Source organism: Paeniglutamicibacter sulfureus (assembly GCF_030512175.1).
GTDB classification, from domain to species: domain Bacteria; phylum Actinomycetota; class Actinomycetes; order Actinomycetales; family Micrococcaceae; genus Paeniglutamicibacter; species Paeniglutamicibacter sulfureus.
Map to the genome: position 1 here is coordinate 1,109,633 of NZ_JAULBL010000002.1, position 25,555 is coordinate 1,135,187.

Below are 25,555 nucleotides of genomic sequence, written 5' to 3' on the forward strand. Positions count from 1 at the left end.
TTCCGGGTTCACTCTGCCTTCCCGTGCCACCCCCTGACTGGTCTGTGGAAAAAGTTGTTCGACGTGTGAGTCTCTTGGGGAGCTTGGGCTTCCTGCAGCGTGTTGAGGTCTTTGGCAAATATTCGTCGGTAGGATTCAGGAAACCAACGAAACATTGCGAAAGCTGGGTATAGACGTGGCCATCACGACAAGGAACCCCCGCGAGGCCGGCCCCGTGGAGCTCGATGACATCGACCGCGGGTTGCTGCGCATGCTCACGGAGAACGCCCGCCGCACCAACAACTCGCTCGCCGAGGAACTGGGCATCGCGCCATCGACTTGCCTGGCCCGGCTCAACGCCCTGCGCTCTGCCGGGGTCATCCGCCGCTTTACCCTGGAAATCGATCCCGAGGTCCTGGGCCACGCGCTCGAGGCGTTGATCTTCGTGAAGATCCGTCCGGGCGCCCGCCACCTGATGTCGAGCTTTGCCGAGGAAATGCGCGCCAAGCCCGGGGTCACCCAGCTCTTCTTCCTGGGCGGTGCCGACGACTTCCTGATCCACGTCGCGGTGCGCGACTCAAAGGATGTGCGCCAGTTCGTGCTCGACAACCTCTCGGCAAACCCAGCGGTGGCCACCACCCAGACCTCGCTGGTCTTCGAGCACAGCCAGGGCGCGGTGCCCTGGCTGTAGTCCGGCTTTACCAGGAGATCTCGCGCGGACGCCCCTCCTCATATCCGGCGGCGGACTGCACCCCGACGATGGCGCGTTCGCGGAACTCGGCAATCGAGTCCGCCCCGGCGTAGCTGAAGGCCGAGCGGACCCCGGAAACGATCGAATCGATGAGGTCTTCCACGCCCGGCCGGTGCTGGTCCAGGTACATGCGCGAGTGTGAGATTCCTTCCTCGAAGAGCGCCGCACGGGCCCGCTCAAACGCCGACTGGTGCTTGGTGCGCTGCTGTACCGCGCGGGCCGAGGCCATGCCGAAGCTTTCCTTGTAGAGCCGCCCCTCGCCGTCGGAGACCAGATCCCCTGCCGATTCGTAGGTCCCCGCGAACCAGGATCCGACCATCACGCTGGCGGCGCCGGCCGCCAGTGCCAGGGCCACGTCGCGCGGGTACTTGACGCCGCCGTCGGCCCACACCTCGATGCCGGCCTCCCGCGCTGCGGTGGCACATTCCAGGACCGCCGAGAACTGCGGGCGTCCCACACCGGTCATCATCCGGGTGGTGCACATGGCGCCGGGCCCCACCCCGACCTTCAGGATGTCTGCGCCGGCCTCGGCCAGGTCCCGGGTGCCGGCGGCGGAGACCACGTTTCCTGCCGCGATCTGGATCCGGCGTCCGGAGCGTTGGGCAAAGTCGTCGCGGGCCGCAACCGCCAGGGGCAGGGCCTCGATCATCCGCTCCTGATGGCCGTGGGCGGTGTCCAGCACGATGACGTCCACGCCGGCCTCGAGCAGTTCGCGGGTCTTGGCGCCCACGTCGCCGTTGATTCCCACGGCTGCCCCGACCATCAGGTTCCCCGCGGGATCCACTGCCGGGGTGTAAAGCGCGGACCGCAAAACGCCCTTGCGGGTCAACACCCCGGCGAGGTGCTCGCCGTCGAGCACCGGGACCATGCCCAGGTGTCGGGTGCTGAGTGTCTCGAACACCGAGTCGAGGTGTGTGTCTTTGTCCACGGTGACGATTTCGGAGGTCATGACTTGGTGGATCGGGGTGAAGCGGTCGACTTCCAGGCAGTCCTTTTCCGCGACGATGCCCACCGGGCGGTGGCCCTCCAGCACCACCGCCGCACCGTGCGAGCGCTTGCCCAGCAGCGCCAGGGCGGTGGAAACCGAGTCGTTGACGTCCACGGTGATGGGGGTTTCGAAGACCGGGTGGGCGCGCTTGATCTTCTCGACCATGTCCTGCAGGGCGGCCAGGGAGATGTCCTGGGGCAGGATCGTGATCCCGCCGCGGCGGGCCACCGTTTCGGCCATGCGCTTGCCGGCCACCGCGGTCATGTTCGAAACGACCAGCGGGATGGAGGTACCCACCGAATCCGGCGTGGTGAGGTCCACCCCGGACCGGGACACCACCGCCGAGCGCGAGGGAACCATGAAGATGTCGTTGTAGGTCAGGTCGTGGGCTGGTTGCAAATCATTGAGAAACTTCACTTGCTCAGGCTACAGCCGCGGTGACATCGCGCGCGTGGCGCGCGTCACGGCGGGCGTGGTGTGGGATCGGGATTTGGGCATGTTCCGCGCGCGGAATTGCGCGCCCGGAATCCTGTACCCGTGGGTAGCAAGCCGCCGGATTAGGGCCCATAAACATCACTAATTTCCGGGCGCGGTTTGGGGTTACCGTGGTATCCAGAGCGGTTCGAAATCCGCGAGACCGCCGGTTCGAGGAGTGCATCATGACAGTCACTGTGCCCGTTACCGAATGTTCCGTATCCAATTGCTCGTTCAACGACCACACCCATTGCGGGGCCTCCGGCATCACCATCGGCGGAAATACTGACCACGCGCAATGCGCGACGTTCATCGACACCGGCGTGCACGGCGGCCTGCCCAAGATCCTGGCCTCGGTGGGTGCCTGCCAGCGCATGGAATGCACCCACAATGACCACCTGATGTGTGCAGCGGACTCGGTGCGCGTGGGGCCCGGCGCGGACAATGCGGACTGTCTCACGTACGAACACGGCGCCTGAGCCGCGACTGTTTGGGCCCTTCCCGGCGCTGGTGAACCACGGCGCCGGGGAGGGCCTTGTCGTGCGCGGGGCGGGGGTCCATTCCGCGGAGTGCCTCCGGCATCGGGGGAGGGGGGGCGAAATAAATTGTTGAACAACCTCTTGTCAAGATTGTTCAACAACCTGTAGTGTACTTCTCATCGCTCCCACTTGTGACAGCAGTCACCCGCAACCCGATGGATGGAATCATGGCCACTCCTAGCACGAAACCGAAGCTCAGCACTTCAGCCAGGCGCACCGCAATGCTGGGCGCCATGTTCCTCATGGCAACCAGCGCCATCGGGCCCGGCTTCATCACCCAGACCACGGAATTCACGGTCCAGATCGGCGCTTCCTTCGCCTTCGCGATCGTCGTCTCCATCCTGGTGGACATCGCCGTCCAGCTGAACGTGTGGCGCATCATCGGCGTTTCGGGCCTGCGTGCCCAGGAACTCGGCAACAAGGTCCTCCCCGGCATCGGCTGGGTCCTGGCGGGTCTGGTCTTTATCGGCGGCATGGTCTTCAATATCGGCAACATTGCCGGAACCGGCCTGGGCTTCAACGCCATGATGGGGCTTGACCCCAAGGTCGGCGGCATCATTTCCGCCGCCGTGGCGATCCTGATCTTCCTCTCCAAGCGCGCGGGCATGGCCCTGGACAAGATCGTGGTGCTGCTCGGCGCCATCATGATCCTGTTGATGCTGTATGTGGCAATCGTCGCCGCACCTCCGGTGGGCGAGGCCCTGAAGAACGCCGTGCTTCCGGAGAACATCAGCTTCCTGATCATCACCACCCTGATCGGCGGCACCGTGGGCGGCTACATTACCTACGCCGGTGCCCACCGCATGCTCGACTCCGGCGCCGCCGGCATCGAGAACGTCAAGGACATCACCAAGACCTCCATCTTGAGCATCATCGTCACCGGCATCATGCGCGTTCTCCTCTTCCTGGCTATCCTCGGCGTCGTCGCCGGCGGAGCCGTGCTGACCACGAACAACAAGGCCGCCGAGGCCTTCGGCATTGCCGCCGGCGACATCGGCATGCGGTCCTTCGGCGTGATCCTCTGGGCCGCAGCCCTGACCTCCGTGATCGGCGCCGCGTACACCTCGGTTTCCTTCATCACCAAGTCCACCACCCCCGAACGCACCCGCAACCTGCTCACCGTCGCCTTCATCGCCGTGTGTGCAGTCATCTACATGTTCCTGGGCCAGGCGCCGCAGACGCTGCTGATCTTCGCCGGCGCCTTCAACGGCCTGATCCTGCCCGTCGGCTTCGCGGTCCTGCTCTATGCCGCCTGGCGCCGCCGCGACTTGCTGCAGGGCTACGCGTACCCCAAGTGGCTGCTGATCGTCGGTGTCGTGACCTGGCTGCTGACGCTCTTCCTCGGCTGGAACTCCCTGGCCGGCCTGTCCAAGCTCTGGGCCTAGCCCGCCCACCCCACCGCCCCGGCAACACCTTGCCCCACAGGTCCGCCCCTTCGAAAGGACGCCAGCAGAAATGACACCCGCCAATTCTCCAAAGACCGGAGCAGGGGAGCGCGCAACGCTGTCCCCGGCCCAGGCACGCGAACTGTTCCGCAACGGATTGACGGTTCCGACCGCCGGCTTCTCCCTCGGCTACGCCCAGGCCAACCTGATCATCGTGCCCAGGGACCAGGCTTTCGACGTGTTGCTCTTCGCCCAGCGCAACCCCAAGTCCTGCCCGATCCTGGGCGTGCTGGACGCGGGGGAGACCAGTGGGGACCTGCTGAAGGGCGGGGACATCCGCACCGACGTGCCGAAGTACATGGTCTACGAAAACGGCGTGAAGGTCGCCGAGCCCACGGACCTGGCCGAGTACTGGCGTGATGACCTCGTGACGTTCATCGTCGGCTGCTCGTTCACCTTCGAGACAGCCCTGATGGAGGGCGGCATCAAGATCGCCCACATCGACCAGGGCGTGAATGTGCCGATGTTCAAGACGAACATCCGCAGCGCCTCGGCCGGCTCCATGTCAGGGCCCATGGTGGTGTCGATGCGCCCCATCCCCGCTTCACAGGTCGCCGATGCCGTGCGCATCACCTCGCGCTACCCGGCGGTGCACGGGGCCCCGGTGCACATCGGCAACCCGGAGGAGCTGGGCATCACGGACCTCTCGAAGCCGGACTTCGGCGACGCCGTCGAAATCCCGGCCGGGCACATCCCGGTGTTCTGGGCCTGCGGAGTCACGCCGCAGGCCGCGGTCATGGAATCCAAGCCCGCGCTGGCCATCGGCCACGCGCCGGGGCACATGCTCATCACCGACGCCCGCGACAGCAACTACCTGGTTCCCTAGGAACCCTTTCCCCTTCCACGAACGGGGTCCTGCGGGACCCCGTTCGCGGACCCCGATCCGCCAGGGAATTTCCTGCTCCCCCATGCAGGGGACTTCCCTGGTGCCCAAAAAGGGCCGTCGCCGGGAGCACCATCCCGTTGTCGACGCCCGTGAGAATCGCGTTCTGGTTCCCCCGGAATCCCGGCGCGATCCTCCGCCAAGGAAGTGCCCGTTCCCCCCAAAACGGGCGCTTCCTTGGCTCCTTTAACGGCTGCCTAGCGGTCCCGGCCGCCGGCCGACAGCCAGAGGTCCACCTCGGCGCACAGGCGGGACTTCGCCGGCTCCTCGAGGAAGGACGACTCGATCGAGTTCCGTGCCAGTGTCGCCCGCTCGGCGTTCGTCAGGCCCAGATCCCTGTCCACCGCCTCGAAGTTGGCGTCAAGGTAGCCGCCGAAATAGGCGGGGTCATCCGAATGGATGGAAACATTCAATCCCCGTGCCAGCATCTCCTTCAGCGGATGGTCGGCCAGGGTGTCGACGGTGCGCAGCCGCACGTTGGAGAGCGGGCACACGGTCAGCGGCATCCGCTCCGCGACCAACCGCCGGACCAGGCCCTCGTCCTCGAGGCAGCGAATGCCGTGGTCGATGCGTTCAACCTTGAGCAGGTCAAGGGCCTGGACAATGTATTCCGGCGGCCCCTCCTCCCCGGCGTGCGCCACCACATGCAGCCCATGGTCGCGTGCATAATCAAAGACCTCCCGGAACAGCGCGGGCGGATAGCCCAACTCCGAGGAATCCAGCCCGATGCCGTCGATCTCATGCCCTTCGGCAAGAAGCGTGCGCAGGATTTCCAAGGCCGAGGCGGCCGGTGCATGCCGCCAGAAGCAGGCGATGAGCTTGTGCGTGATGCCGAAACGTTCCTCGCCCTCGCGCAGTGCCTCGCGGATGCCCCCGATGACCTCGCCCAGCCCGATCCCGCGTTCCAGGTGCGCCTGCGGGTCAAAGAACAACTCGACATGCCGCACTCCGGCGGCCTCGGCCCGAAGCAGGTAGGCCAGGGTGATCTCGTGGAAATCGGCACGGGTCCGCAACACCGCAAGGTTGGTGTAGAACAGGTCAAGGAACGACTGGAGATTGCTGAAGTCGTATTGTTCCCTCAGCTGTTCCAGGGACGGCCACGGCAGAGTCACGCCGTTCTGCTTGGCCAGGCGCAGGATGGCCTCGGGCTCGAGCGTCCCTTCGAGGTGGATGTGCAATTCGGCAACTGGCAACTTCATGGTCTTGGCTCCCGTCGGTGGTCGATCAAGAATAGTCTCCAGGGTCCCTGACTTCCCGCGTGCACGCGGCGGTTGCCGCTGTGAGTGGCAAGTCACGGATCGGCCACCCCTCCGCTGCCGTGGCAGACTGGTCGGTGAAGCGCTCGCGATCGAGTGCCGCGGGCCTGCGCGAGACGCAGCCCGTGAGTGATGAGAAGGACAGGAACGTGAGCGTCACAACCGACCGGCGGAAGCATTGGTTCCCCGCTGCCCTGAGCCTGATGATGGTGGGCTGGGGAGCCAACCAATTCGTTTCCCTGCTGGTGTTCTACCGCCAGGAACACGGCTTCTCCGAGGTCATGGTTACCTCGATGCTCGGCATCTACGTCGTGGGCCTGGTTCCGGCGCTGCTGTGGGGCGGCCGGCACTCGGACCGGATCGGCCGCAAGCCCGTCACGCTCTTTGCCGTCGCCCTGTCCATGGCGGCCAACGTGGCCATGATGGGGTCGGTCATTGGCACCGCACCGCTGTTCGCCGGAAGGTTCATGGCCGGAATTGCCACGGGGCTGGCCATGGCAGCGGCCACCAGCTGGGTCAAGGAACTCTCCCAGGCGCCGTGGGACTTGCACTCCGCTGCGGGATCGGGCGCACGACGCGCCTCACTGCTCACCAGCGCCGGCTTCTGGCTTGGGCCCGTCGTGGGAGGCTTGCTGGCCAGCTTCGCCCCCGCTCCGGCGATCATGCCCTACGCGCTGCACATCGCCTTGTGCATCCCGTTGCTTTTCATCGTGGCCAGGCTGCCCGAGACACGCTCTAGCGGTACCACCGGGGGCACGCCGGGCTCCCGTCCGGCCCCGCACCCCGGGGCACGCAAGCGATTCAGGCTGGTGGTGGCGCCGGCCGCACCATGGGTGTTCGCGGCGGGCACCACAGGCTTTGCCGTTGTGCCGGCGGTTATCCCCGGGTTGGGAGAGGGACGGCTCGCGTACGCCACCGCGGCCGTGGCCATCACCCTGGGCTTCAGCGTGCTGATCCAGCCGCTGGCACGACGACTGGACACCGTCCGCAATGCACGCTCGATGCTGACCGGGACGCTCGCTGCTTTCCTGGGACTAGCGGTCTTGTTCGCCGCGATCCTTCTCGCCAGCCCTGCATTAGGACTGGTCGCCTCCGCGGTCCTCGGATCGGCCAACGGGCTGCTCATGGTCGGCGGGCTCCTGGAGATCCAGCGCCTGGCGGCCGCCCACGAATTGGGCAAGCTCACGGGCTTCTTCTACACGCTGGCGTATGTGGGGTTCCTGGCCCCCACGGTGGTGGCCTTCGCCGCGCAGTGGATCCAGACCGCCTGGATCATGGCAGGGATGCTGGCCTTGTGCCTGGTGTCGCTGGCCTTCATCGTGATGAACTCACGCAAGTATCTGCCGCCGCTGCTCGAGCGGGTCGACGCGGATCCGGCCGTTAAGGTCCGCAAGCACAAAACCAGCTAACCCGGGTAGGCAGTTGCGGCCGACCTGAAGGTGGATGCCAGGCAGGAGATATGCCTGCTTGGGCCCACTGGTTCCGGAAAATCCACTTTCCTGCGCTACATCAACCACCTTGAACGCTTCGACGGCGGTCGAATCAAGTTCGACGGCGAACCTATCGGCTACGGCCAGCGCAACGGCAAGCTCCACGAAACGAAGCCGCGCGAGGTAGCGCAGCAACGCCGGGGCATCGGGATGGTGTTCCAGCACTTCAACCTTTTCCCGCACCTCACCGCGTTGGAAAATATCATCGCCGCACCCATCGGAATCAGGAAGATCCCCAAGTCCTAGGCGATCGTCCGGGCCCACGGACTCCTGGAGCAGGTCGGGCTGGGCGACAAGGCGGGGCTGCATCGGGTTCGCCCGCAACGTAGCGGATGAGTTGGTGCTCATGGACGGCGGCGTCGTGATCGAAGCGGGCGCACCCGCCGAGGTGCTGGGCAACCCCAGCAGCGCACGAACCGGGCCATTCTGGAGAACGTGAACTGTAGGAACCCACTCCCGGGACGACGCACCGTCCATGCGGTCGTGATCGCGGACTGGCGTTCAGCGGCCGTTCGGTTTCGCCTGTTAGGGTTCCAAGGGTTGTTCGAAACGCTGGGAGTTTATGTTGCAAAAGAAGTGGGTTATTTCCATGTCCCTGATCGCCTCGTTGGCGTTCATGACCGGGTGCAGTGCCGCGGAGGAACCGGGAGCCGCCCCCGAGGCCAGCGCCCCGGCCCCTGAAGCGGCGCCATCGGACGCCGCGGCACCGAAGCCGGATGTTTCCGGAATCCCGGAGGTCATTGCCGAAGTCAACGGCGAGAAAATCACCAACGCCGACTTCGTCCGTATCTACGAGGGCCAGTTCCCCCAGATGGTTCAGCAGGCGCAAGCCTCGGGTCAGGAGCTTGACCAGGGCCAGTTGCGCAAGCAGACTGCCGAGGGTCTGGTGAACACCGAGCTGCTGATCCAGCAGGCGAAAAAGAAGAAGATCTTCGCGACATCCAAGGACCTTGACCAGGCACTTGGCGATGTGGCGAAGACCAATGACATGAGCGCCAAGGATTTTTTGGCGACCATGGATAAGCAGGGGCTGAACGAGGACGTGGTTCGCACCCAATTGAAGACCCAGCTCGAGGTCGGGCGGCTGATCTCCAAGGAAGTCGGAGATTTCACGCCCACCGACAAGGAACTCAAGGATGCCTACCAGGTCGTGCTTGAGCAGTACAAGGGCCAGGCCTCCGCCGGCGCGGAGGCACCCGAGGCGCCCCCCTTTAAGAAGATGAAGCCCGAGCTGGAACAGCAGCTCAAGCTCCAAAAGGAAGGTGCCGCGGTCAAAGGCTACGTCGCGGAGCTGCGCAAGGACGCCAAGGTCACCATGAACATGTAGTTCGGGCCCGGCCGGTGGCGTGGGTCAGTTCCCTTCGGAAGCGCCCAGGTGCGCCAGCAGTTCCGCTTCGGCGCGGTCAAGGTAGCCGCGCATTGCAGCGGCTGCCTCTTCGCGCTTGCCCTCGGCCAGGAGCCGAACCAAGCCGGCATTGCGTTCCACATAGTGCGAATGGAAATCCGGCGCATCGCCCATGGCGTGGAAGACCAGGCGCATCTGCGCCAGGACCTTGGTCATGAGTTCCTGCAGGTGCTGGCTGCCGGTGGCCCGGACCAGCTCCTCATGGAAGCACTGGTTGGCGTCCGCCATGCTGGCAATGTCCCCGGCCGCCAGGGCCTTGCGCGCATCCACGATGATCGCTGCCAGCGCCTCGACATTCAGGTTGGGCCCCCACAGGACGGCCGCGGGCTCGATCATGCGCCGCACCCCGTAAATCTCCCGCACCCCTTCTGGCCCGGGGGAGGTAACGAAGACGCCGCGGTTGGGGATCCTGGTGATGACCAGCTCGTGGTCAAGGACCGCAAAGGCCTCGCGCAGGGTGTTGCGTGAAACCCCCAGCGCATCGGAGAGGGCCTGTTCGGAGAGCTTCGCTCCGGGGAGCAATTGTCCCTCGGCAATGCGCGAGCGCAGCACGGCGGCAACCCACGCGCCGGTGTGTGCGTGGGTTGACCCCTCGGCCAGGGGCAGTGCGGAGATCATGGCGTTCACTGGCATCCTTTCAATCTAATCCAAGGCCGTCCCGAGAGCCCCAAGCATTAAGCGATGGCCCCGAGTGCTTCGCCGCGGCCAATGGCGGTTCCCGGCTCCTGGGAGCCGCGGCTGAATGTCCCGGCACGGTGGGCGGTGATATTCGATTCCATCTTCATGGCCTCCAGCACCGCCACGGTGTCTCCCTCGGCCACGGCGGCACCGTCGTCGAGCACCCACTTGACCAGGTTTCCGTTCATAGGTGCCAACAGCGCAGCGGCATCCGAGGCAGCGGCCACGTTTTCGGCCGCAACATCCAGGGCCACGCCGTTTCCGCCGTGTCGGATGGCCTCGACCAGGGACGCCGGCAGGCCGATGTCCATGGCCTTGCCGTCGACCTCGATGGTCAGGGTCTCACGTTCTGCGTTTGGCTCGGCCGCGGCGATCTCCGGGCTCGAGGCCAGCTCCTCGGCGAATTCGGATTCGATCCAGGTGGTGTACACCCCGTAGCGCTCGTCGTTGGTGAAGTCGGCGTTGCGCACCACCGCGCGGTGGAACGGCAGCACGGACGGCACTCCGGCGATGACCATTTCATCCAGGGCCACCTTGGCACGGCGCAGCGCCTGGGCGCGGGTGGCGCCGGTGACGATCAGCTTGGCCATGAGCGAGTCGTAGTGCGAGGGGATCACGGAGTCGGTGCGCACCCCGGAGTCCACGCGCACGCCCGAGCCGGTCGGGGCCTCGAATGCGGTGATGCGGCCGGGGCCGGGCAGGAAGCCACGGGCGGGGTCCTCCGCGTTGAGACGGAACTCGAAGGAGTGGCCGGTCGGGGCCGGATCCTCGGTGAGGCTGATGGGCTCCCCGGCGGCGATCCGGAACTGTTCGGCGACCAGGTCCACGCCGGTGGTTTCCTCGGTGATGGGGTGCTCTACCTGCAGCCGGGTGTTGACCTCGAGGAAGGAAATCAGTCCGTCGGGGGCGACCAGGTACTCGACGGTTCCTGCGCCATGGTAGCCGGCCTCGCGGCAGATGGCCTTGGCCGAGGCATGGATGGAGGCGCGCTGCTCGTCGGTCAGGAACGGGGCCGGGGCCTCCTCGACCAGCTTCTGGTGGCGGCGCTGCAGCGAGCAGTCGCGGGTGCCCACCACCACGACGTTCCCGTGGGTGTCGGCGAGGACCTGGGCCTCGACGTGGCGGGGCTTGTCCAGGAAGCGTTCGACAAAGCACTCGCCGCGGCCGAAAGCCACGGTGGCCTCGCGCACTGCCGATTCGAAGGCGTCGTCGATCTCCTCGAAGTTGCGCACGATCTTGATGCCGCGCCCGCCGCCGCCGAAGGCCGCCTTGATGGCCACTGGGAGGCCGAATTCCTGGGCAAAGGCGCGCACCTCGGCGCCCGAGGCCACCGGGCCCTCGGTGCCGGGCACCAGCGGGGCGTTGGCCCGGACCGCGATTTCGCGGGCGGTGACCTTGTTGCCCAGCGCGCGGATGGACTCGGGGGAGGGGCCGATCCAGGTGAGCCCGGCGTCCATGACGGCCTGGGCGAAGTTGGCGTTCTCGGAAAGGAAGCCGTAGCCGGGGTGTACCGCATCGGCGCCGGAGCGGGCGGCGATGTCAAGGATCTTGGCCATGTCCAGGTAGGTTTCGGCACCGCTGGACCCGTGCAGGGCCCAAGCCTCGTCGGCGCGGCGCACGTGCAGTGCATCCGCGTCGGGGTCGGAGTACACGGCCACGGACACCAGCGAGGCATCCGCGCAGGCGCGGGCGATGCGGACGGCGATTTCCCCGCGGTTGGCGATCAGGACTTTCTTCATGGGGTGTTTCCTTCGTGGCTGGGGGCGCCGGCGGCCCGGGGAGCATGGGGGTTGTGGGTGAGCGGGTCGACCAGTTCAAAGCGGAGCTGGGTGCCCGGTGGCAGCTGGGCTGCGGCAGGCAGGTCCTCGGCGATGACCCCGGCAATGACCGGGTAGCCGCCGGTGACCGGGTGGTCGGCCAGGAAGAGCACGGGCAGGCCGGAGGGGGGAACCTGCAGGGCGCCGACAGCCACCCCTTCGGAAGACAGTTCCCCGGTGCGGATGCGTGTCAGCGGCGAGGAGTCCCCGGGCAGGGCCAGGCGGACGCCGACGCGGTTGGATTCGGCCGAGACGCTCCAGGTTTGGCCGGTCAGCTGCCGCAGCCCGGCCTCGCCGAACCAGTCCTCGCGGGGGCCCTTGCTGATGCGCAGCGTGTAGATGCCGTGCGCGTCGGGAACCGGCAGCGTGGAGGGCTCGGGGTTCCCGACCACGTGGGATCCGGTGACGGTGCCGACCGGCAGCAGGGTGCCGGGGGCGAGCGGGGCGGGGCCGATGCCCGACATCGAGTCGGTGGAGCGCGAGCCGAGCACGGGGTCGACGTCGATGCCGCCGCGCACGCCCAGGTAGCTGCGCAGCCCGGAACCGGAGGGTAGAAGCGTGAGTGTTTCCCCGTCGAGCAGGGCAAAGGGCGTGTTCATCTGGGGAGCGCGCTCTTCTTCGTGGAAGTCGTCCTCCTCCACGGGGGTGATCAGCAGCTGCGCGTGCGCGCCGGTGACGGACAGGACCGCGTCGCCGCGGGCGCGCAGGACCAGCGAGCCCAGGAGGTTTTCGATGACTGCCGCCTCCGCGGCATTGCCCACCAGGCGGTTGGCGGCCCGGGCGGAGGAAGTGTCCGCGGCCCCGGCGGCGGAAACCCCGAGGTTGCCCAGGCCCGGGCGGCCCAGGTCCTGGATGAGGGACTGCAACCCGGGATCCAGGATTTCCAGCTGCCCGGCTGCGGCCTTGGGTGCCGCGTGTGCGGGGGCTGCTGCGGTGCGGGAGGACAGCCTAAGCGAGGTGTGCGAGGCGGTGAATTGCACGCGGTCCTGCGGGCGGATCAGTGCGGGGTTCTCCCGTTCCAGATCCCAGAGCACCGCGTCGGTGTGCCCGATCAGCTGCCAGCCGCCGGGGGATTGGCGGGGGTAGACGGCCGAATAATCCCCGGCCAGGGCCACGGCACCCGAGGGCACGACCTTGCGCGGGGTGTCGCGGCGCGGCACGTTCAGGCTGCTGTTCTCCCCGAGCAGGTAGGCGAAGCCGGGGGCGAAGCCGCCAAAGGCAGCGCGCCATGTCTGCGAGGTGTGGGCATTGATGACCGACTCGATGCTCAGGTCGGTGAGCTTGGCGACCTCCGCCAGGTCCTCGCCGTCGTAATGCACGTCGACGGTGACCAGCGAGCCGGCGTTCTCCGGCGCCGTGCCCAGCTCGAGGGCGGGAATGGCGGCGGCGATCTTCCGGGCGCTGGCCCAGGAATCGGCCTTGATGAAGACGGTGGAGGCCGCTGCAAGCACGTCAAGTTGTCCGGGCAGCGGAGAGGCCTCCAGCAGGGCGTCAAGGGCCAGCACGGAGTCGAGGTCGGAGAGCTCGACGAGCACCGACCGGGTTCCGGCAAAGCGCGTCGCTGTCACGCTCATGCGAAGCTCTTGATCGACACGCCGGCGGATTCCAGTCCGGCACGAACGGCCGCGGCCATGGCGACGGCCCCCGCGGTGTCCCCGTGCACGCAGATGCTCTCGGCGTCCATCGGGATCACGGAGCCGTCGACGGCCACGATCGTGCCCTCGGTGGCCAGGCGGATCATGTTCGCGGTGACCGTCGCGGGGTCGTGCAGCACCGCGTTCGCCTCGCGGCGCGAGACCAGGGTCCCGTCGGGGTTGTAATTCCTGTCGGCAAAGGCCTCGGCAACCGGGCGCAGGCCCGCGGCCTGCGCCTTGGCCAGGGCGACGGAACCGGGCAGCAACAACACGGGCAGGTCCGAGCCGAAGGCGCGGATGGCGTCGACGACTGCCTGGGCGTGGGCCTCGTGGTGCACGATGGTGTTGTAGAGGGCGCCGTGCGGCTTGACGTACTTGATGCCCGAACCCGCCGCGCGGGCCAGGGCCTCGAGGGCACCGAGCTGGTAGAGCACGTCGTCGGCCAGTTCGGTGGGGGAGCAGTCCAGGAAGCGGCGGCCAAAGCCGGCCAGGTCCCGGTAGCCCACGTGCGCACCGATGGTGACGTTCGCGGCGACGGCGTCGCGGCAGGTCTGGGCGATGACGCTGGGGTCCCCCGCGTGGAATCCGCAGGCAACGTTTGCCGAGGATACGGAGGTGAAAATGGCGGCATCGTCGCCCATCACCCAGTTGCCGAAGGATTCCCCGACGTCGGAATTCAGGTCGATGTAAGGCATTTGTGACCCCCGTCTCGTGTTGTGGTCCCTTAAGAATGCACTAATAACGCGGATTGTTCAACAATCTTTCGCATCGGGTTTCCCGGAGCGGCATTTCCGGGCCGCGCGTTTCGCCGTGGCACATCGGATCGCCGCCAGCCTAGGATGGGAAAAATACAGGGCGTGACGCCACGGGATGGCGTCGCACTGAGCGAGGGACGTGGGACATGAGATTCATTTTCGAAGTCGACATGAACACCGAGGCGATGAAGCTTGACCCCGAGGCCGAGCTCGGACGTGCCTTGCGCTACTGGGCCGGAAATCTGAAGAACTACCCCATGGAACCCGGTGCCGGGGAAGACATCTTCGACAGCGAATACAAGCCCGCCGGCAGCTGGGCCATCGTCGACGACTGAGTCCGCCGCCCGCCTGATCGGCGCGCCCCGCCCGGCCGGGCTGAACGGATGCCAGACTTGCACTCGTGGATATCCAAATCATCATCACCGTCGTCGCCGGACTGCTATTGGCGGTCGCCGTCGTGGGAACCATCGTCCCCGTGCTCCCCGGAAGCCTGCTGGCCATCGGCACGCTGCTGGCCTGGGGCTGGGTCCTGGGTGGCCCTGCCGCCTGGTGGTGCGCCGGGATCGGCATGGCCCTTGCGCTCGTCGGATGGGGCGCATCGACGGTGCTGACCGGCCGGAACCTGAAACAGCAGCAGATTCCGCGCGGCTCCATTGCCCTGGCCATCGCGCTGGCGGTCGTGGGCATGTTCCTGATCCCCGTGCTCGGGCTTTTCATCGGCTTTGCCGTGGGGCTGGTGCTGGGGGAATACGGGAGGCGCAGGGATTTCCCGGCGGCGCTGCGTGCCTCCGGTTCCGCACTCAAGGCCATGGGTCTGGGCGTCCTTGTCGAATTCGGCTGCGCGGCCATGGCCTCGTCGGTGTGGATGATCGGCGTGATCGCGCACTTCACCACGCGCTGAGCGGCGGATGTGCGCGGCGCCACGGGAATCGGGCGGTTCAGGCCACAGACCCCTGTGAGCTTGCCAACCGAAAGCGCTTAATAGCGCTTTTGTCGAAAATTCACACGTAATCTCAATGTTGTAACGATTGAGATGATTGCGGGTGTCGGCTTCCCCGCTCGAAGATTTTAAAAGGGGTAGGCAATGCGGTTGGCGCGTCGAACAATGCCACTTGGCGAAGACATCCTGTTGGCCCGCCACGGGTCCAACATTGCTGAAATGACCCAGGACCGCAGGAACAACCTGACCCGCGCCCGCCTGATCGACGGCAGCATCGACACCGCCTCCAACTTCCTCGTGAGCCTCAATGCAATGGCGGCGATCACCCCGGCCGAGCGCTTCAGCAAGGTCGCCGGAGACTACTCGGCCGACCGCCTGCCGGTCAGCCGTTCGGAGATCCGCTTCATGGCCAAGCTCTCGGCCGCCTGGGGCGTCGCTTCCCTCGCCTTCATCGGCGGAATGAGCTGGGTCGTCTACAACTACGGCGATCCGGAGATGCTCATGCAGGTCATGGGCACCTCGCTCTAGGGCCACTCCAACTTTTCCCATGCCGCCCCGTCGGGCCGCACCCCACCCGTGGGTGCTTCCGGCGGGGCGGTTTTGCGCTCTGCGGGTCACGCGGGCTCAGCGCTTGCGGAACGAGAAGCGTCCCACGACCCAGCCAATGAGCAGCACCGCGCCAAGGGAGATCCACAGCGGGGCGTTCAGGTCGAGGAACAAGAACTCGATGCGGACCCGCTGGCGGTTTTGCAGGATGAAGATGACCGCCAAGACCGCGCCCAGGATGGCGATCCAGTTCTTGGCCGAGAGCCGCGCGAGGAAACGAAGGACCGGGTTCTTGGTGCTGCCGGGGTTTCGCTCATGCCAACAGGGTAGTCGAATCCCGCAGCTAGACTCGTGGGCCATTGCGTTGGCTCCCTGCAGTCACCGGAGTGGTTCGACGGTGCTGCGGCCGGCCGGACGAAGGGAGATCCTGCCGCCCCGCCATCCGGCCGTCGCTTGGAGAACCTGTAGCGATGTGCCCCTACGGCCTGACGGCCAGCTGCGGGTAGACGGATTCCACGGGGGCGCTGAGGGCCGCCTTGAGCTGAACTGACGTCTGGTCCGCGAGGACCTCGTGCTCGCCGGCTTCGAGTGCCTCAAAGACCGAAGCCACCAGGTCCGCCGGGTCCACCTTCGGCTCGGTGCTGTGTGCGGCCATTGCGGTGTCCACGTATCCGACGTGCACGCCCAGGACCTGGACTCCCGCCGGAGCAAGTTCCAGCCGCAGGGAGTTGGTCGCCGACCACAGGGCAGCCTTCGTCGCGGAGTAGATTCCGGCCACTGCCCACCAGGCCAAGGCCGAGTGGATGTCGATGATCGCCGCGTTGTCCTTGGTGGACAGCGTCGGGGCGAAGGCGCGGGCGAGGAAGAGTGGGCCCAGGAAGTTGGTCTCAACGTTCCGGCGAATCTCCTCGTCGGTGTGGGCAAGGATGCCCGGGGTGGAGACCGAGGCGCCGGCGTTGTTGATCACTACCGTCACATCCTGGGCGGCCGCCAGTGCGGCCCGGATCGATGCAGGGTCGGTGACATCCAGGGTGAGTGGCACAATCCGATCATCGTCCCACTGCCGCGGGGTGCGGGCGGTGGCGTAAACCTTTGCCGCTCCACGGGCCAGGGTTTCGCGTACGAAGTGGGTCCCGATACCGCCGTTCGCCCCGGTGACGAGGACCACGGCTCCGTTCAATGAGGTCATGGGAAGGTTCCTTCTCTTGGTGCGGCAGGATTGCGCAGTCGCGCTTTCCCAGGGGAGTGGTGGGGGTCAGGATTGGCTGAGCTGGATAGTCGGTGTAGCCGGCGGTGCCACTGCCATAAGTGGTGGTTGGCACGATCTCGTTCTGCGTTGCATTTGCCGGGGAGGGCTGGAAGCGGCGGTCGTGCCTGGTCGACATCCGATCGAACCGATTCATCGTGGGAGAATGATTGCCTGACCGGGATGCCGATCCCGATCACTAGCGACTATACTCATAACTGAGCGTAGTCATAATTTATTCCGAGAGGATCACCTCATGTCATCGCCGTCCCCACAGCTCGGTCGGCGCGAACGCAACAAGCTGGAAAAGCTTGAGCGCATCACCGCCGCAGCCAGCGAATTGTTCGCCAAGCACGGGATCGAGGACGTCACGACCCAGCAGATTGCCGACAGGGCAGACATCGGCACCGGAACGTTGTTCCTGTACGCGAAATCCAAGGGCGAATTGCTGCTGCTTGTCCAGAACGAGCACTATGCCCACGCGCTGGAGCAGGGGCAGGCAGCGGCCGGGAAAACGGCAGATGTGCTTGATGGGGTGCTGGCAATTGTGACGCCAATAGTGGAATGCAACCGCGTGCAGGTTGAGAACGGGCGCACCTACTTGCGTGAGATGGTCTTCGGTGACCCCGCCGAACCGCGCCATGCCGAGGCCCTGGAAATTGTCGCCCAAACCCAGGAGGCACTCGCAGCGGTCCTTGGTCGGCATGAGCGCATCGGTGAAAGCGAAGCGACAACACTGGCAGGTGTTGTCTCCGCGGTCATGTTCCTCGCGATGGCCGCGAGCATTAATGCGCAGCGGAGCACCGTTGAGGTCATCGGTGCCATCAGGGCGCAGGTTTCCGCCATTCTTCCGCACTAGGCAGCAGCCCAGTCGCCGAGCCCGAGCAACCATCACCCGTATCGAGCATGTGGAGATCAAACGATGTCAGCAAGGCCCACGCCACCGGCGAACCGTTCGCGAACGATCCATTACCAGGTCCCCGAAGCGGATAAGACAAGGTTGTTCGAGCGGACCGGACTCGAGCAGCTGCGCGCCATGGCCGAAGGGCGCATCGCGGCACCGCCGATCAGCAGCCACATCGGTTTGGAGTTCGTGGCCGTCACCGATGGGGACGTCGTGATGACAGCGCAGCCGGACGAATCGCACTACAACCCGATCGGATCGGTTCACGGCGGTTTCTTCGCCACGGTGCTGGACTCCGTGTGCGGATGTGCCGTGCACAGCACCCTTCCGGCCGGAGTGGGATACACCAGCCTGGAAATCAAGGTCTCGTTCCTGCGTCCAATCACTGCCGAAACGGGCGCCGTCACCGCGCATGGCTGGGTCACCCGACGCGGTAAGTCGGTCGCCTTCGCCGATGCCGAGATTCGGGACGCGGAAGGCCGGGTACTGGCCACCGCCTCGAGCACCTGTTTGATCATCTACCCCGGCGGTGCCGTCCCGGACTCCCGGCCCGGTCCGGCGAACCAATAGCGCGTACGCATTGCCGGATGGGCCGCACAGCAGAAGTGGTTTGCGCTGTCCCGCCCGATTCGAGGGGAAGCACCGCCATTTAGGCGGCCAAGAATTTCGCGGCGATCGGAGCGAAATCCTGGTGGAACTGGAAGATGCCGCCATGTCCGGAGTTCGGATAAATGATCAGCTCGCTGCCGGGGATGCGACGGCTTAGTTCCTCGGACAGGACCGTGGGGACCATTCGGTCGTTGTCGCCATTGGCGATCAGCGTGGGCCGGGTGATCACCGAGAGATCCGATGGCGCTGAACGCCCGTACTTTTGGATGGCCTTCAACTGGGTTTGGAGTGCCTTGGTGGAGACGGCGGCGTCGCGGTTGGCGGTGCGTTCCTTGAGGCGGCCTATAAAGGACTTGCCTGCCCGTTTTCCTGGAGCGTCGCGGTTGAAGAACAGGAACTCCTTCGGGTCCGAACGCGCGACTGCAGCGCGCAGGATGTCGCGGTAGGTCACTCCCGCGACTTTGTCGATGCCCTTGCCGCCGCGTGGTCCGGTGCCGGTCAGCACCAGCCTGCGCACCAGATCCGGGTGCTTGACGATCAGGTCCTGGGCGATGAATCCACCCATCGAGAAGGAGAAGACATCGATCGTCTCGAACCCGAGGACGGTGATGAATTCATAGGCGTCGTCGGCGGCTTCCTCCAGTGTTTTGCGCACTCGCCCGGAGGATGCGCCGACGCCGAGCTGGTCGAAAGCGATGACGTGCCGATTCCGGGCAATGGGATCAACGATGCGTGGATCCCAGTTATCCAGGTTGGCGGCCAGATGCGCGAAGAAGATGACTGGGATCCCGCCCTTCGGGCCCAGTTCCCGGTAGGCGAATGTTTCCCGGCCAACGGTGATGCTCTTGTTCGGCGCCACGGCATAGGAATCGATGACCGGTTCCACCTCGTTGCTGGTGGTCATGATGGTTCTCCTTATTGAAGATGCTGATGGAGGCGGAGATGGTTGCCGGTTCCTGATCCGGGTCGGTGGCACTCAGTTGTTGACGACTACGACTTTTCCGCGCACTCCGCCCTTGGACAGCGCCTGAACCGCTTGCGGCGTCTGGGCGAAGGGGAAGGTCGCACCCACGATGGGGCGCAGGGCGCCGCCATCGATGAGCGCGGAAATCTTGCGCAGCTGTTCACCGCTGGGGTGCATGAACAAGAATTCGTAGGACACGCCGAGCTTCCTGGCCTGTCGGCGGATCTTGCTGCTGAGTCCCGCGATAACCAGTCGCAGCAGGGGGTTCAGTCCCGCATCCTTCGCAAACGCTGGATCCGGTGGACCGGAAATCCCGATCGCCTTTCCTCCTGGCTTCAGGATCCGCAGCGACTTTTCCAGATTCTCGCCACCCAGGGAATCAAGGACCAGGTCGTAGCCGGAAAGCCCCTTTTCGAAGTCCTGGCTGCGGTAATCAATCACTTCGTCCGCACCCAGGGAACGAACGAAGTCGGCATTGGCGGCCGAGGCCGTGGTGGCAACGTGGGCGCCGAGGTGCTTGGCCAGCTGGATCGTCAATGACCCGACACCTCCGGCACCTGCATGAATCAGAACCTTCTGGCCAGGCTTCAGCTTCCCTTTGACCACCAGGGCCTGCCAGGCGGTCAGCGCCACCAGCGGGAGGGACGCTGCTTCTGCCACGGTAACGGAGGTGGGGCGCAACGCCAGGTCCGCCTCGGTGACTGCCACCCGTTCGGCGAACGTTCCCACCCGGTCCTTGGCAACCCGGGCGTAGACTTCGTCGCCAATCTTGAATCCGGTGACATTCGCGCCGATGCCGATGACGCTACCCGCCATATCGTGCCCGATCCCATGGGGCAGCGAGTAGGGCAGGATCGACTTGAACTCGCCCTCAATGATCTTCGCATCGAGCTGGTTCACGCCGGCGGCAGCCACCTGCACAAGTACATCGTGGTCACCCACGGCGGGCTCTGGGACATCTGCCTGCTGGAGAGGTTGCTTGTACTGGCTGAACACGAACGCTTTCATGGCGCAGGGGCTCCTGTCTGGGTTGGGTCTTAGGGCGGTGTTGATGCTGTTGGGCGTTTGGGGAACGTAAGGTCCTCGTGGGTGAGGAACATGTGCTTTTGAACCTCGGTGCCGTGCCCGGAGCCGGAAAGTATTCTCACCGAGGATGTTCGGAAAAGACTTGCCGCTGAGTCGATAACGGACGGAGGAACCCCGGTCTTATTCTCTCCGGCCGATCATCGGCCCACCTGGGAGGCGACGGTCAACGGGCCTTGCTGTCGAGCCTCGGGGAGTTGGGTGTGGGAGTGCCCCGGGGATGACCGGTGATCGAGTTGGCCGTCATGATTCCTCACGCCTTGTGTAACCCGAAATCGGACAATACGAGCATACTCAATTATGAGTGCACTCATTATTAAGTCAAGGGGGGAGACGTCGGGCCCGGACCGCGGTTCTAGGCGATCGCTGTCTGTTCCATGAGCCCGGCGATGATGGCCCTGAGTCCGGTCATGAAGGCAGCGTCGGCACTGTTTCGGCCCGTCGCCCGTTGCGCCTCCAGGGCACTTTCGAAGCTTGGCATTTTTCCGGCGTTCGCGCCCGGGTCGAAGATGTCCAGGGGTGCGGTGGCGTCGAGGGCCGATCCGAAAATAAACGATTCGAGTGCCACAATGGCCGGGACGATCTCGGCCTGCTTCCAGCCGGCGCGGGTGAATCCCGCGGCGACCTTTTCGTACATCTCCTGCGTGCGCGGTGAGCCGGAGACCGGCAGGACGGCGATCAGTGGAATTAGCGGGGCGTGCTCGGCAAAAATGCCCCGGTAGGTCACCGCCCATTTCTCCAGGGCCTCATCCAGCGGCAGCGTTTCAAAGACCGTGGAATCGACCCCGTCCATCACGATTTCCTGGATCCATTGCATGAGTTCCTGCTTGGATTCCACGTGGTTGTACAAGGCTGAGGGCGAGACGCCCAGTGACTTTGCCACCGAGGACATGGTCAGGGTGGAATAGCCCCCCGCCACAACGAGCTTCAGGGCGGCCCGGGCAATGAGCTCCCGGTCGAGTACCACCGACCGCGGGCGGCCGGCGCGGCGACGGGGAGCCCCGGCCGGTGCTGCTGATTCCTGGTTCAAAGTCCGCTCCTGACGTGGCCTACTTCACAATACTGCACTTTATGGCCTACCATGGAACCAGTCTAGTAAATGAATGCCATTCATTTAAAAACCGAAAGAAGTGGAAAGCCATGACAACCCTGGATCGCGACGTCGTCATCATCGGAGCGGGTCCCTCGGGCCTGACCGCAGCCTACGAACTGCGCAAGGCCGGCAAGACCGTCGCAGTGCTTGAGGCACGCGACCGCGTCGGCGGCCGCACCTGGACCCAGGACATGGACGGTGCCACCATCGAGATCGGCGGCCAGTGGATCTCCCCGGACCAGACCGGCCTGTACTCGCTGATCGAGGAACTGGGCATCGAGACCTTCGAACGTCACAAGGAGGGCGCCTCTGTCTACCTGGCCGAAGACGGCACCCGCACGGTCTATTCCGGGGAAGACTTTCCGGTGGGCGAGTCCACCGTGGCCGAGATGAACAGGCTCATTGCCGAAATGGACCGTCTCACCACCGAGGTCGACCCGGACGCCCCGTGGGAACACCCGCAGGCCGAGGAGCTCGACAAGATCTCTTTCCACCACTGGCTGCGCAACATTTCCGGCGACGAGGTCGCCTGCAACAACGTCGGGCTGTTCATCGCCGGCGGCATGCTCACCAAACCCGCCCACACCTTCTCCGCGCTGCAGGCGTTGCTGATGTCCGCCTCCGCCGGATCCTTCTCCAACCTCGTCGACGAAGACTTCATCCTCGACCGCCGCATCGTCGGCACCATGCAGGGCGTCTCGATCGCCCTTGCCGAACGGCTGGGCGAAGACGTCTTCCTGAACAACCCGGTGCTCAAGCTGGACTGGTCCGATGCAGGCGTGACCGCCCACGGCGCGGATGTGAGCGTCAACGCCAAGAAGGTCATCGTTGCCGTTCCGCCGAACCTGTACTCGCGCATTTCCTACAACCCGCCGCTGCCGCGCCGCCAGCACGTGACCCACCAGCACCAGTCAATGGGCCTGGTCATCAAGGTCCATGCCGTGTACGCGACGCCGTTCTGGCGCGAGGAGGGGCTCTCGGGCACCTGCTTCGGTCCGTCCTCGATCGTGCAGGAGGTTTACGACAACACCTACCACGGGGAATCCACCGGAACCCTGGTCGGGTTCATCTCCGACACCCAGGCCGACGCCACGTTTGCACTGGACGAGGCCGCGCGCAAGGAAGCCATCCTCAAGGGCATCGCCGGGTTCCTGGGGGACAAGGCGCTGGATCCGGAAGTGTTCTACCTTTCCGACTTCGCTGCCGAGGAATGGACCCGCGGGGCGTACGCCACCAGCTACGACTTGGGCGGCCTGTTCCGCTTCGGACCGGACCAGAACAAGAACGTCGGCCCGATCTACTTCTCCTCCTCGGATTTGGCCGGCGAGGGCTACCAGCACGTCGACGGCGCGGTGCGCATGGGGCGGCGAACTGCCGCGCGCATCGTCGCCGCGGTGGACGGCACGGAGCACGACATGGACTACGACGGTGTCGTCTCCAAGTTCGGCACCCTCGCGGCGTTGGACGCCTAGCACCATGCGCCTGCTTGTTGGATACACCGCCGATGCCCGGGGCGCCGAGGCGATTGCCCTGGCCGCCGCGCTGGGCGGCCCCGCCGCCCACCTTGACCTTGCCATCGTCCTGCCCGAAAGCACCCCGTTCTCCGCGGTCTACCCGGGCGGCGACCACGGGTATTGCTCCATCCTGGCCGAGAAGGTCGACCTGTGGGCGAAGGAAGCGCTCGCACTGGTCCCTCCGGGCATCAGCGCCCGAGTGATTGCCCGGGCGGTGGGCTCCCCGGCCCAGGGCCTGATTGCCTTGGCCACGGAGACCGGCGCACGGGCCATCGTGCTGGGCGGCCGCAAGCGCCACATGGCAGGGTTCTTTGCCCCGGGATCGGTGGCCAGCGCGCTGCTGCACGCCGCGCCGATCCCCGTGGCCATGGGGTCCCCCGAGGCCGTTGCTTCGCTGGAGAGGGCCAACGGCCAACTGCGCCGGGTCACCGCCCTGGTGGGCACCCGCCCCGGGGCCAAGGGGGTGGTGCAGGCTGCCGCTGCCGCCGCGCACCAGCAGGACCTGCAGCTTCGGGTCGTGTCCCTTGTGGCCCAGGACGACAATAACGACCGCGGCGCGGACCTGGACGAGTCCATCTCCCGGGCCCGGGCAAGCGTCGCCGAGGTCGTGGCGGAACTGGGCGTCGCAGCCGAGATCTCCATTGCCTCCGGCACCGGCATCGACGATGCCATTGCCGAATTGGGATGGGAAGACGGGGAAATTGCCGTCGTCGGTTCGAGCCGGCTGGCACGCAAGCGCCGGCTCTTCCTGGGCTCCACTGCCCAACGCATGTTGCGGACCCTGCCGGTTCCGCTGGTGGTGGTTCCCAAGAACTACAAAACGGGGCCGGCACGGTCCTAGCACCAATCACCGCATGATGGTGCGGCGCGTTCCCTTTCGGGGTCGTTTGCCGCACCGCCTGGATGAAGGAAACCAATCATGAGTCGTGAAACAACGACCGAAACCCGTCCCGCGCAGGATGCCGGATCGGGCCTGGGCAACAAGGGACTGTCAAAGGGCACCGTCGGGGTGCTCGGCGCTGTCGTCATCGGGATTTCGTCCATTGCCCCGGCCTACACCTTGACCGCGGCACTGGGGCCCACGGTCGCCGAGGTGGGCACCCAGCTCCCGGCCATCTTCATCGCCGGGTTCCTGCCCATGCTTCTGGTGGCCCTGGGCTACCGCGAGCTCAACAGTGCCATGCCCGACTCGGGCACCTCGTTCACCTGGGCGACCCGCGCGTTCGGGCCCTGGATCGGCTGGATGGGTGGCTGGGGCCTGGTCGCCGCCACCATCATTGTGCTCTCCAACCTGGCGGCCGTCGCGGTTGACTTCTTCTACATCCTGCTCGCCCAGCTCACCGGCAACGACGCCATCGCCGAGCTGACGACGAACCTGTGGGTCAACATCCCCACGACCCTGGTGTTCATCGCCGCCGCGTGCTGGATTTCCTATCGCGGCATGCAGACCACCAAGGCCTTCCAGTACTGGCTGGTCGCCTTCCAGCTCATCGTGTTGGCCTGGTTCGCGATCGCCGCCTTCGGCCACGTGAAAAACGGCACGGCCTTCGACCCGACACCCATCTCACTGGACTGGTTCAACCCCCTGGCGGTGGAATCCTTCGGGGCCTTCGCCGCAGGCATCTCCCTGTCGATCTTCATCTTCTGGGGCTGGGACGTCACCCTCACCATGAACGAGGAGACCAAGAACCCCGCCAAGGTGCCGGGCCGCGCCGCGACGATCACGGTGCTTGTCATCATGGGCATCTACATGGTCATCTCCCTTGCGGTCATCGCCTATGCGGGTATCGGCGAGACCGGGCTCGGCGCCGGCAACCCGGAGAACCAGGAATCGATCTTCGCCGTCCTTGCCGGACCCGTCATGGGACCGTTTGCGATCCTGATGTCCCTGGCCATCCTTTCCTCCTCGGCGGCCTCGCTTCAATCGACCCTGGTGTCCCCGGCCCGCACCCTGCTGGCCATGGGCTACTACAAGGCACTGCCGGAAACCTTCGGCAAGATTTCCCCGCGCTTCATGTCCCCGTCGGTGGCGACCGTCACCGCCGGCGCGGCCGCCGCCGGCTTCTACGTCATCACCCGCCTGCTCAGTGAAAACGCGCTGTGGGACACCATCACCGCCCTGGGCCTGATGATCTGCTTCTACTACGGCGTCACCGCGCTCGCCTGCGTCTGGTACTTCCGCCGCGAGGCCTTCGACTCGGTGCGCAACTTCTTCTTCAGGTTCCTGGCTCCGCTGCTGGGCGGGGTGATCTTGCTGGTGATGTTCGTGAGCACTGCGCGCGACTCGATGGACCCGGACTACGGTTCGGGTTCCAACATCGGCGGCCTGGGCATGGTGTTCATCCTGGGAGTGGGCGTGCTGCTGCTGGGCGTGGCCATCATGTTCTGGATGCGCGTGCGCAGCCCGGGATTCTTCAAGGGGGAAACGCTCAAGCGCCTGAGGTAACCCGGAACCCGGGACAAGGCAAGACGGCTGCCTGCCGGATCGCGGCTTCACGTCGCCGGCGGGCAGCTTCCCGCGTTAAGCCCCCAAACAATCCCCGCACCCGATCCCCAGCGGCA

At 65.6% G+C, this 25,555-nt stretch carries 26 protein-coding genes; 15 read left to right on the top strand and 11 right to left on the bottom strand.

Features of this window, described 5'->3' with window-relative positions; genetic code table 11:
- Window positions 1-175 precede the first annotated feature (175 nt).
- Window positions 176-670 (top strand): Lrp/AsnC family transcriptional regulator, encoded by a 495-nt coding sequence (locus tag Q2T94_RS11765; protein ID WP_264270154.1) that lies wholly within the window; start codon window positions 176-178, stop codon window positions 668-670.
- 7 nt (window positions 671-677) lie between these two features.
- On the opposite strand, the gene Q2T94_RS11770 is transcribed toward Q2T94_RS11765, so the two are convergent.
- A complete protein-coding gene (locus Q2T94_RS11770) occupies window positions 678-2,135 on the bottom strand; it encodes a GuaB1 family IMP dehydrogenase-related protein (RefSeq protein WP_302264507.1) in 1,458 nt (485 codons plus the stop codon).
- 242 nt (window positions 2,136-2,377) lie between these two features.
- On the opposite strand from Q2T94_RS11770, the gene Q2T94_RS11775 reads away from it, so the two are divergent.
- From Q2T94_RS11775 to Q2T94_RS11785, 3 genes are all read left to right on the top strand, one after another.
- The gene (locus tag Q2T94_RS11775; RefSeq protein ID WP_302264509.1) at window positions 2,378-2,671 is read left to right on the top strand and encodes a DUF1540 domain-containing protein; all 294 of its coding nucleotides are present in this window, start codon (window positions 2,378-2,380) and stop codon (window positions 2,669-2,671) included.
- Window positions 2,672-2,898: 227 nt separating this feature from the next.
- Window positions 2,899-4,116 carry an NRAMP family divalent metal transporter gene (locus Q2T94_RS11780; RefSeq protein WP_264270156.1) on the top strand — a complete coding sequence of 406 codons (1,218 nt, stop codon included), beginning with the start codon at window positions 2,899-2,901 and terminating at the stop codon, window positions 4,114-4,116.
- Window positions 4,117-4,186: 70 nt separating this feature from the next.
- On the top strand, window positions 4,187-5,002 hold the full coding sequence (locus Q2T94_RS11785) for a putative hydro-lyase (RefSeq protein WP_302264510.1): 816 nt from the start codon (window positions 4,187-4,189) through the stop codon (window positions 5,000-5,002).
- Between the two features lie 254 nt (window positions 5,003-5,256).
- Here the strand turns inward: Q2T94_RS11785 and Q2T94_RS11790 are convergent, their stop codons facing one another.
- A complete protein-coding gene (locus tag Q2T94_RS11790) occupies window positions 5,257-6,258 on the bottom strand; it encodes an adenosine deaminase (RefSeq protein ID WP_302264512.1) in 1,002 nt (333 codons plus the stop codon).
- 134 nt (window positions 6,259-6,392) lie between these two features.
- On the opposite strand from Q2T94_RS11790, the gene Q2T94_RS11795 reads away from it, so the two are divergent.
- The 3 genes from Q2T94_RS11795 (at window position 6,393) to Q2T94_RS11805 (ending at window position 9,132) form a co-directional block, all read left to right on the top strand.
- Window positions 6,393-7,724, top strand: a complete 1,332-nt coding sequence (locus Q2T94_RS11795; protein WP_367281562.1) for an MFS transporter — start codon at window positions 6,393-6,395, stop codon at window positions 7,722-7,724.
- A gap of 30 nt (window positions 7,725-7,754) precedes the next feature.
- Complete coding sequence (locus Q2T94_RS20660; protein WP_436836827.1) at window positions 7,755-8,051, top strand: ATP-binding cassette domain-containing protein; 297 nt, start codon at window positions 7,755-7,757, stop codon at window positions 8,049-8,051.
- Window positions 8,052-8,394: 343 nt separating this feature from the next.
- Window positions 8,395-9,132 carry a SurA N-terminal domain-containing protein gene (locus Q2T94_RS11805; protein ID WP_302264514.1) on the top strand — a complete coding sequence of 246 codons (738 nt, stop codon included), beginning with the start codon at window positions 8,395-8,397 and terminating at the stop codon, window positions 9,130-9,132.
- 24 nt (window positions 9,133-9,156) lie between these two features.
- Here the strand turns inward: Q2T94_RS11805 and Q2T94_RS11810 are convergent, their stop codons facing one another.
- Genes Q2T94_RS11810 through Q2T94_RS11825 form a run of 4 tightly spaced genes read right to left on the bottom strand, consistent with a single transcriptional unit; the run spans window position 9,157 to window position 14,034 of the window.
- A complete protein-coding gene (locus Q2T94_RS11810) occupies window positions 9,157-9,828 on the bottom strand; it encodes a GntR family transcriptional regulator (RefSeq protein ID WP_302264516.1) in 672 nt (223 codons plus the stop codon).
- 56 nt (window positions 9,829-9,884) lie between these two features.
- Window positions 9,885-11,627 (bottom strand): acetyl/propionyl/methylcrotonyl-CoA carboxylase subunit alpha, encoded by a 1,743-nt coding sequence (locus tag Q2T94_RS11815; RefSeq protein WP_302264518.1) that lies wholly within the window; start codon window positions 11,625-11,627, stop codon window positions 9,885-9,887.
- The gene (locus Q2T94_RS11820; protein WP_302264520.1) at window positions 11,624-13,279 is read right to left on the bottom strand and encodes a 5-oxoprolinase subunit B/C family protein; all 1,656 of its coding nucleotides are present in this window, start codon (window positions 13,277-13,279) and stop codon (window positions 11,624-11,626) included. The genes Q2T94_RS11815 and Q2T94_RS11820 overlap by 4 nt, the downstream gene beginning before the upstream one ends.
- Window positions 13,276-14,034, bottom strand: a complete 759-nt coding sequence (locus tag Q2T94_RS11825) for a LamB/YcsF family protein (RefSeq protein ID WP_264270165.1) — start codon at window positions 14,032-14,034, stop codon at window positions 13,276-13,278. The genes Q2T94_RS11820 and Q2T94_RS11825 overlap by 4 nt, the downstream gene beginning before the upstream one ends.
- Window positions 14,035-14,240: 206 nt before the next feature.
- On the opposite strand from Q2T94_RS11825, the gene Q2T94_RS11830 reads away from it, so the two are divergent.
- The 3 genes from Q2T94_RS11830 to Q2T94_RS11840 all read left to right on the top strand — a co-directional run bounded on the left by Q2T94_RS11830 (window position 14,241) and on the right by Q2T94_RS11840 (window position 15,562).
- Complete coding sequence (locus tag Q2T94_RS11830; RefSeq protein ID WP_217387513.1) at window positions 14,241-14,429, top strand: hypothetical protein; 189 nt, start codon at window positions 14,241-14,243, stop codon at window positions 14,427-14,429.
- A gap of 65 nt (window positions 14,430-14,494) precedes the next feature.
- The gene (locus Q2T94_RS11835; protein ID WP_302264525.1) at window positions 14,495-14,995 is read left to right on the top strand and encodes a DUF456 domain-containing protein; all 501 of its coding nucleotides are present in this window, start codon (window positions 14,495-14,497) and stop codon (window positions 14,993-14,995) included.
- Between the two features lie 204 nt (window positions 14,996-15,199).
- Window positions 15,200-15,562, top strand: a complete 363-nt coding sequence (locus Q2T94_RS11840; protein ID WP_264270168.1) for a hypothetical protein — start codon at window positions 15,200-15,202, stop codon at window positions 15,560-15,562.
- 96 nt (window positions 15,563-15,658) lie between these two features.
- Here the strand turns inward: Q2T94_RS11840 and Q2T94_RS11845 are convergent, their stop codons facing one another.
- Both Q2T94_RS11845 and Q2T94_RS11850 read right to left on the bottom strand, forming a co-directional pair.
- Complete coding sequence (locus Q2T94_RS11845) at window positions 15,659-15,940, bottom strand: LapA family protein (RefSeq protein WP_302264527.1); 282 nt, start codon at window positions 15,938-15,940, stop codon at window positions 15,659-15,661.
- A 118-nt stretch (window positions 15,941-16,058) separates the two neighbouring features.
- Entirely contained in the window at window positions 16,059-16,769 is a 711-nt protein-coding gene (locus Q2T94_RS11850) for an SDR family oxidoreductase (RefSeq protein ID WP_302264528.1), read from the bottom strand.
- 313 nt (window positions 16,770-17,082) lie between these two features.
- Between Q2T94_RS11850 and Q2T94_RS11855 the strand changes: the two genes are divergently transcribed.
- Together Q2T94_RS11855 and Q2T94_RS11860 are read left to right on the top strand one after the other, a co-directional pair.
- On the top strand, window positions 17,083-17,685 hold the full coding sequence (locus Q2T94_RS11855; RefSeq protein ID WP_302264529.1) for a TetR/AcrR family transcriptional regulator: 603 nt from the start codon (window positions 17,083-17,085) through the stop codon (window positions 17,683-17,685).
- Window positions 17,686-17,748: 63 nt separating this feature from the next.
- Complete coding sequence (locus Q2T94_RS11860; protein ID WP_302264530.1) at window positions 17,749-18,300, top strand: PaaI family thioesterase; 552 nt, start codon at window positions 17,749-17,751, stop codon at window positions 18,298-18,300.
- Between the two features lie 79 nt (window positions 18,301-18,379).
- Here the strand turns inward: Q2T94_RS11860 and Q2T94_RS11865 are convergent, their stop codons facing one another.
- The 3 genes from Q2T94_RS11865 to Q2T94_RS11875 form a co-directional block, all read right to left on the bottom strand.
- Window positions 18,380-19,243 carry an alpha/beta fold hydrolase gene (locus Q2T94_RS11865; protein WP_302264531.1) on the bottom strand — a complete coding sequence of 288 codons (864 nt, stop codon included), beginning with the start codon at window positions 19,241-19,243 and terminating at the stop codon, window positions 18,380-18,382.
- 72 nt (window positions 19,244-19,315) lie between these two features.
- Window positions 19,316-20,311 carry an NADP-dependent oxidoreductase gene (locus Q2T94_RS11870; RefSeq protein ID WP_302264532.1) on the bottom strand — a complete coding sequence of 332 codons (996 nt, stop codon included), beginning with the start codon at window positions 20,309-20,311 and terminating at the stop codon, window positions 19,316-19,318.
- Window positions 20,312-20,741: 430 nt separating this feature from the next.
- Window positions 20,742-21,416, bottom strand: coding sequence for a TetR/AcrR family transcriptional regulator (locus tag Q2T94_RS11875; protein WP_264270175.1), 675 nt, complete (start codon window positions 21,414-21,416; stop codon window positions 20,742-20,744).
- Between the two features lie 110 nt (window positions 21,417-21,526).
- On the opposite strand from Q2T94_RS11875, the gene Q2T94_RS11880 reads away from it, so the two are divergent.
- From Q2T94_RS11880 to Q2T94_RS11890, 3 genes are all read left to right on the top strand, one after another.
- Window positions 21,527-22,951, top strand: a complete 1,425-nt coding sequence (locus Q2T94_RS11880) for a flavin monoamine oxidase family protein (protein WP_367281539.1) — start codon at window positions 21,527-21,529, stop codon at window positions 22,949-22,951.
- Window positions 22,952-22,955: 4 nt separating this feature from the next.
- Window positions 22,956-23,834 carry a universal stress protein gene (locus Q2T94_RS11885; RefSeq protein WP_302264537.1) on the top strand — a complete coding sequence of 293 codons (879 nt, stop codon included), beginning with the start codon at window positions 22,956-22,958 and terminating at the stop codon, window positions 23,832-23,834.
- A gap of 78 nt (window positions 23,835-23,912) precedes the next feature.
- Window positions 23,913-25,439: an APC family permease gene (locus tag Q2T94_RS11890; protein ID WP_302264539.1), complete on the top strand. Its 1,527-nt coding sequence runs from the start codon at window positions 23,913-23,915 to the stop codon at window positions 25,437-25,439.
- The last annotated feature ends 116 nt before the right edge of the window (window positions 25,440-25,555 follow it).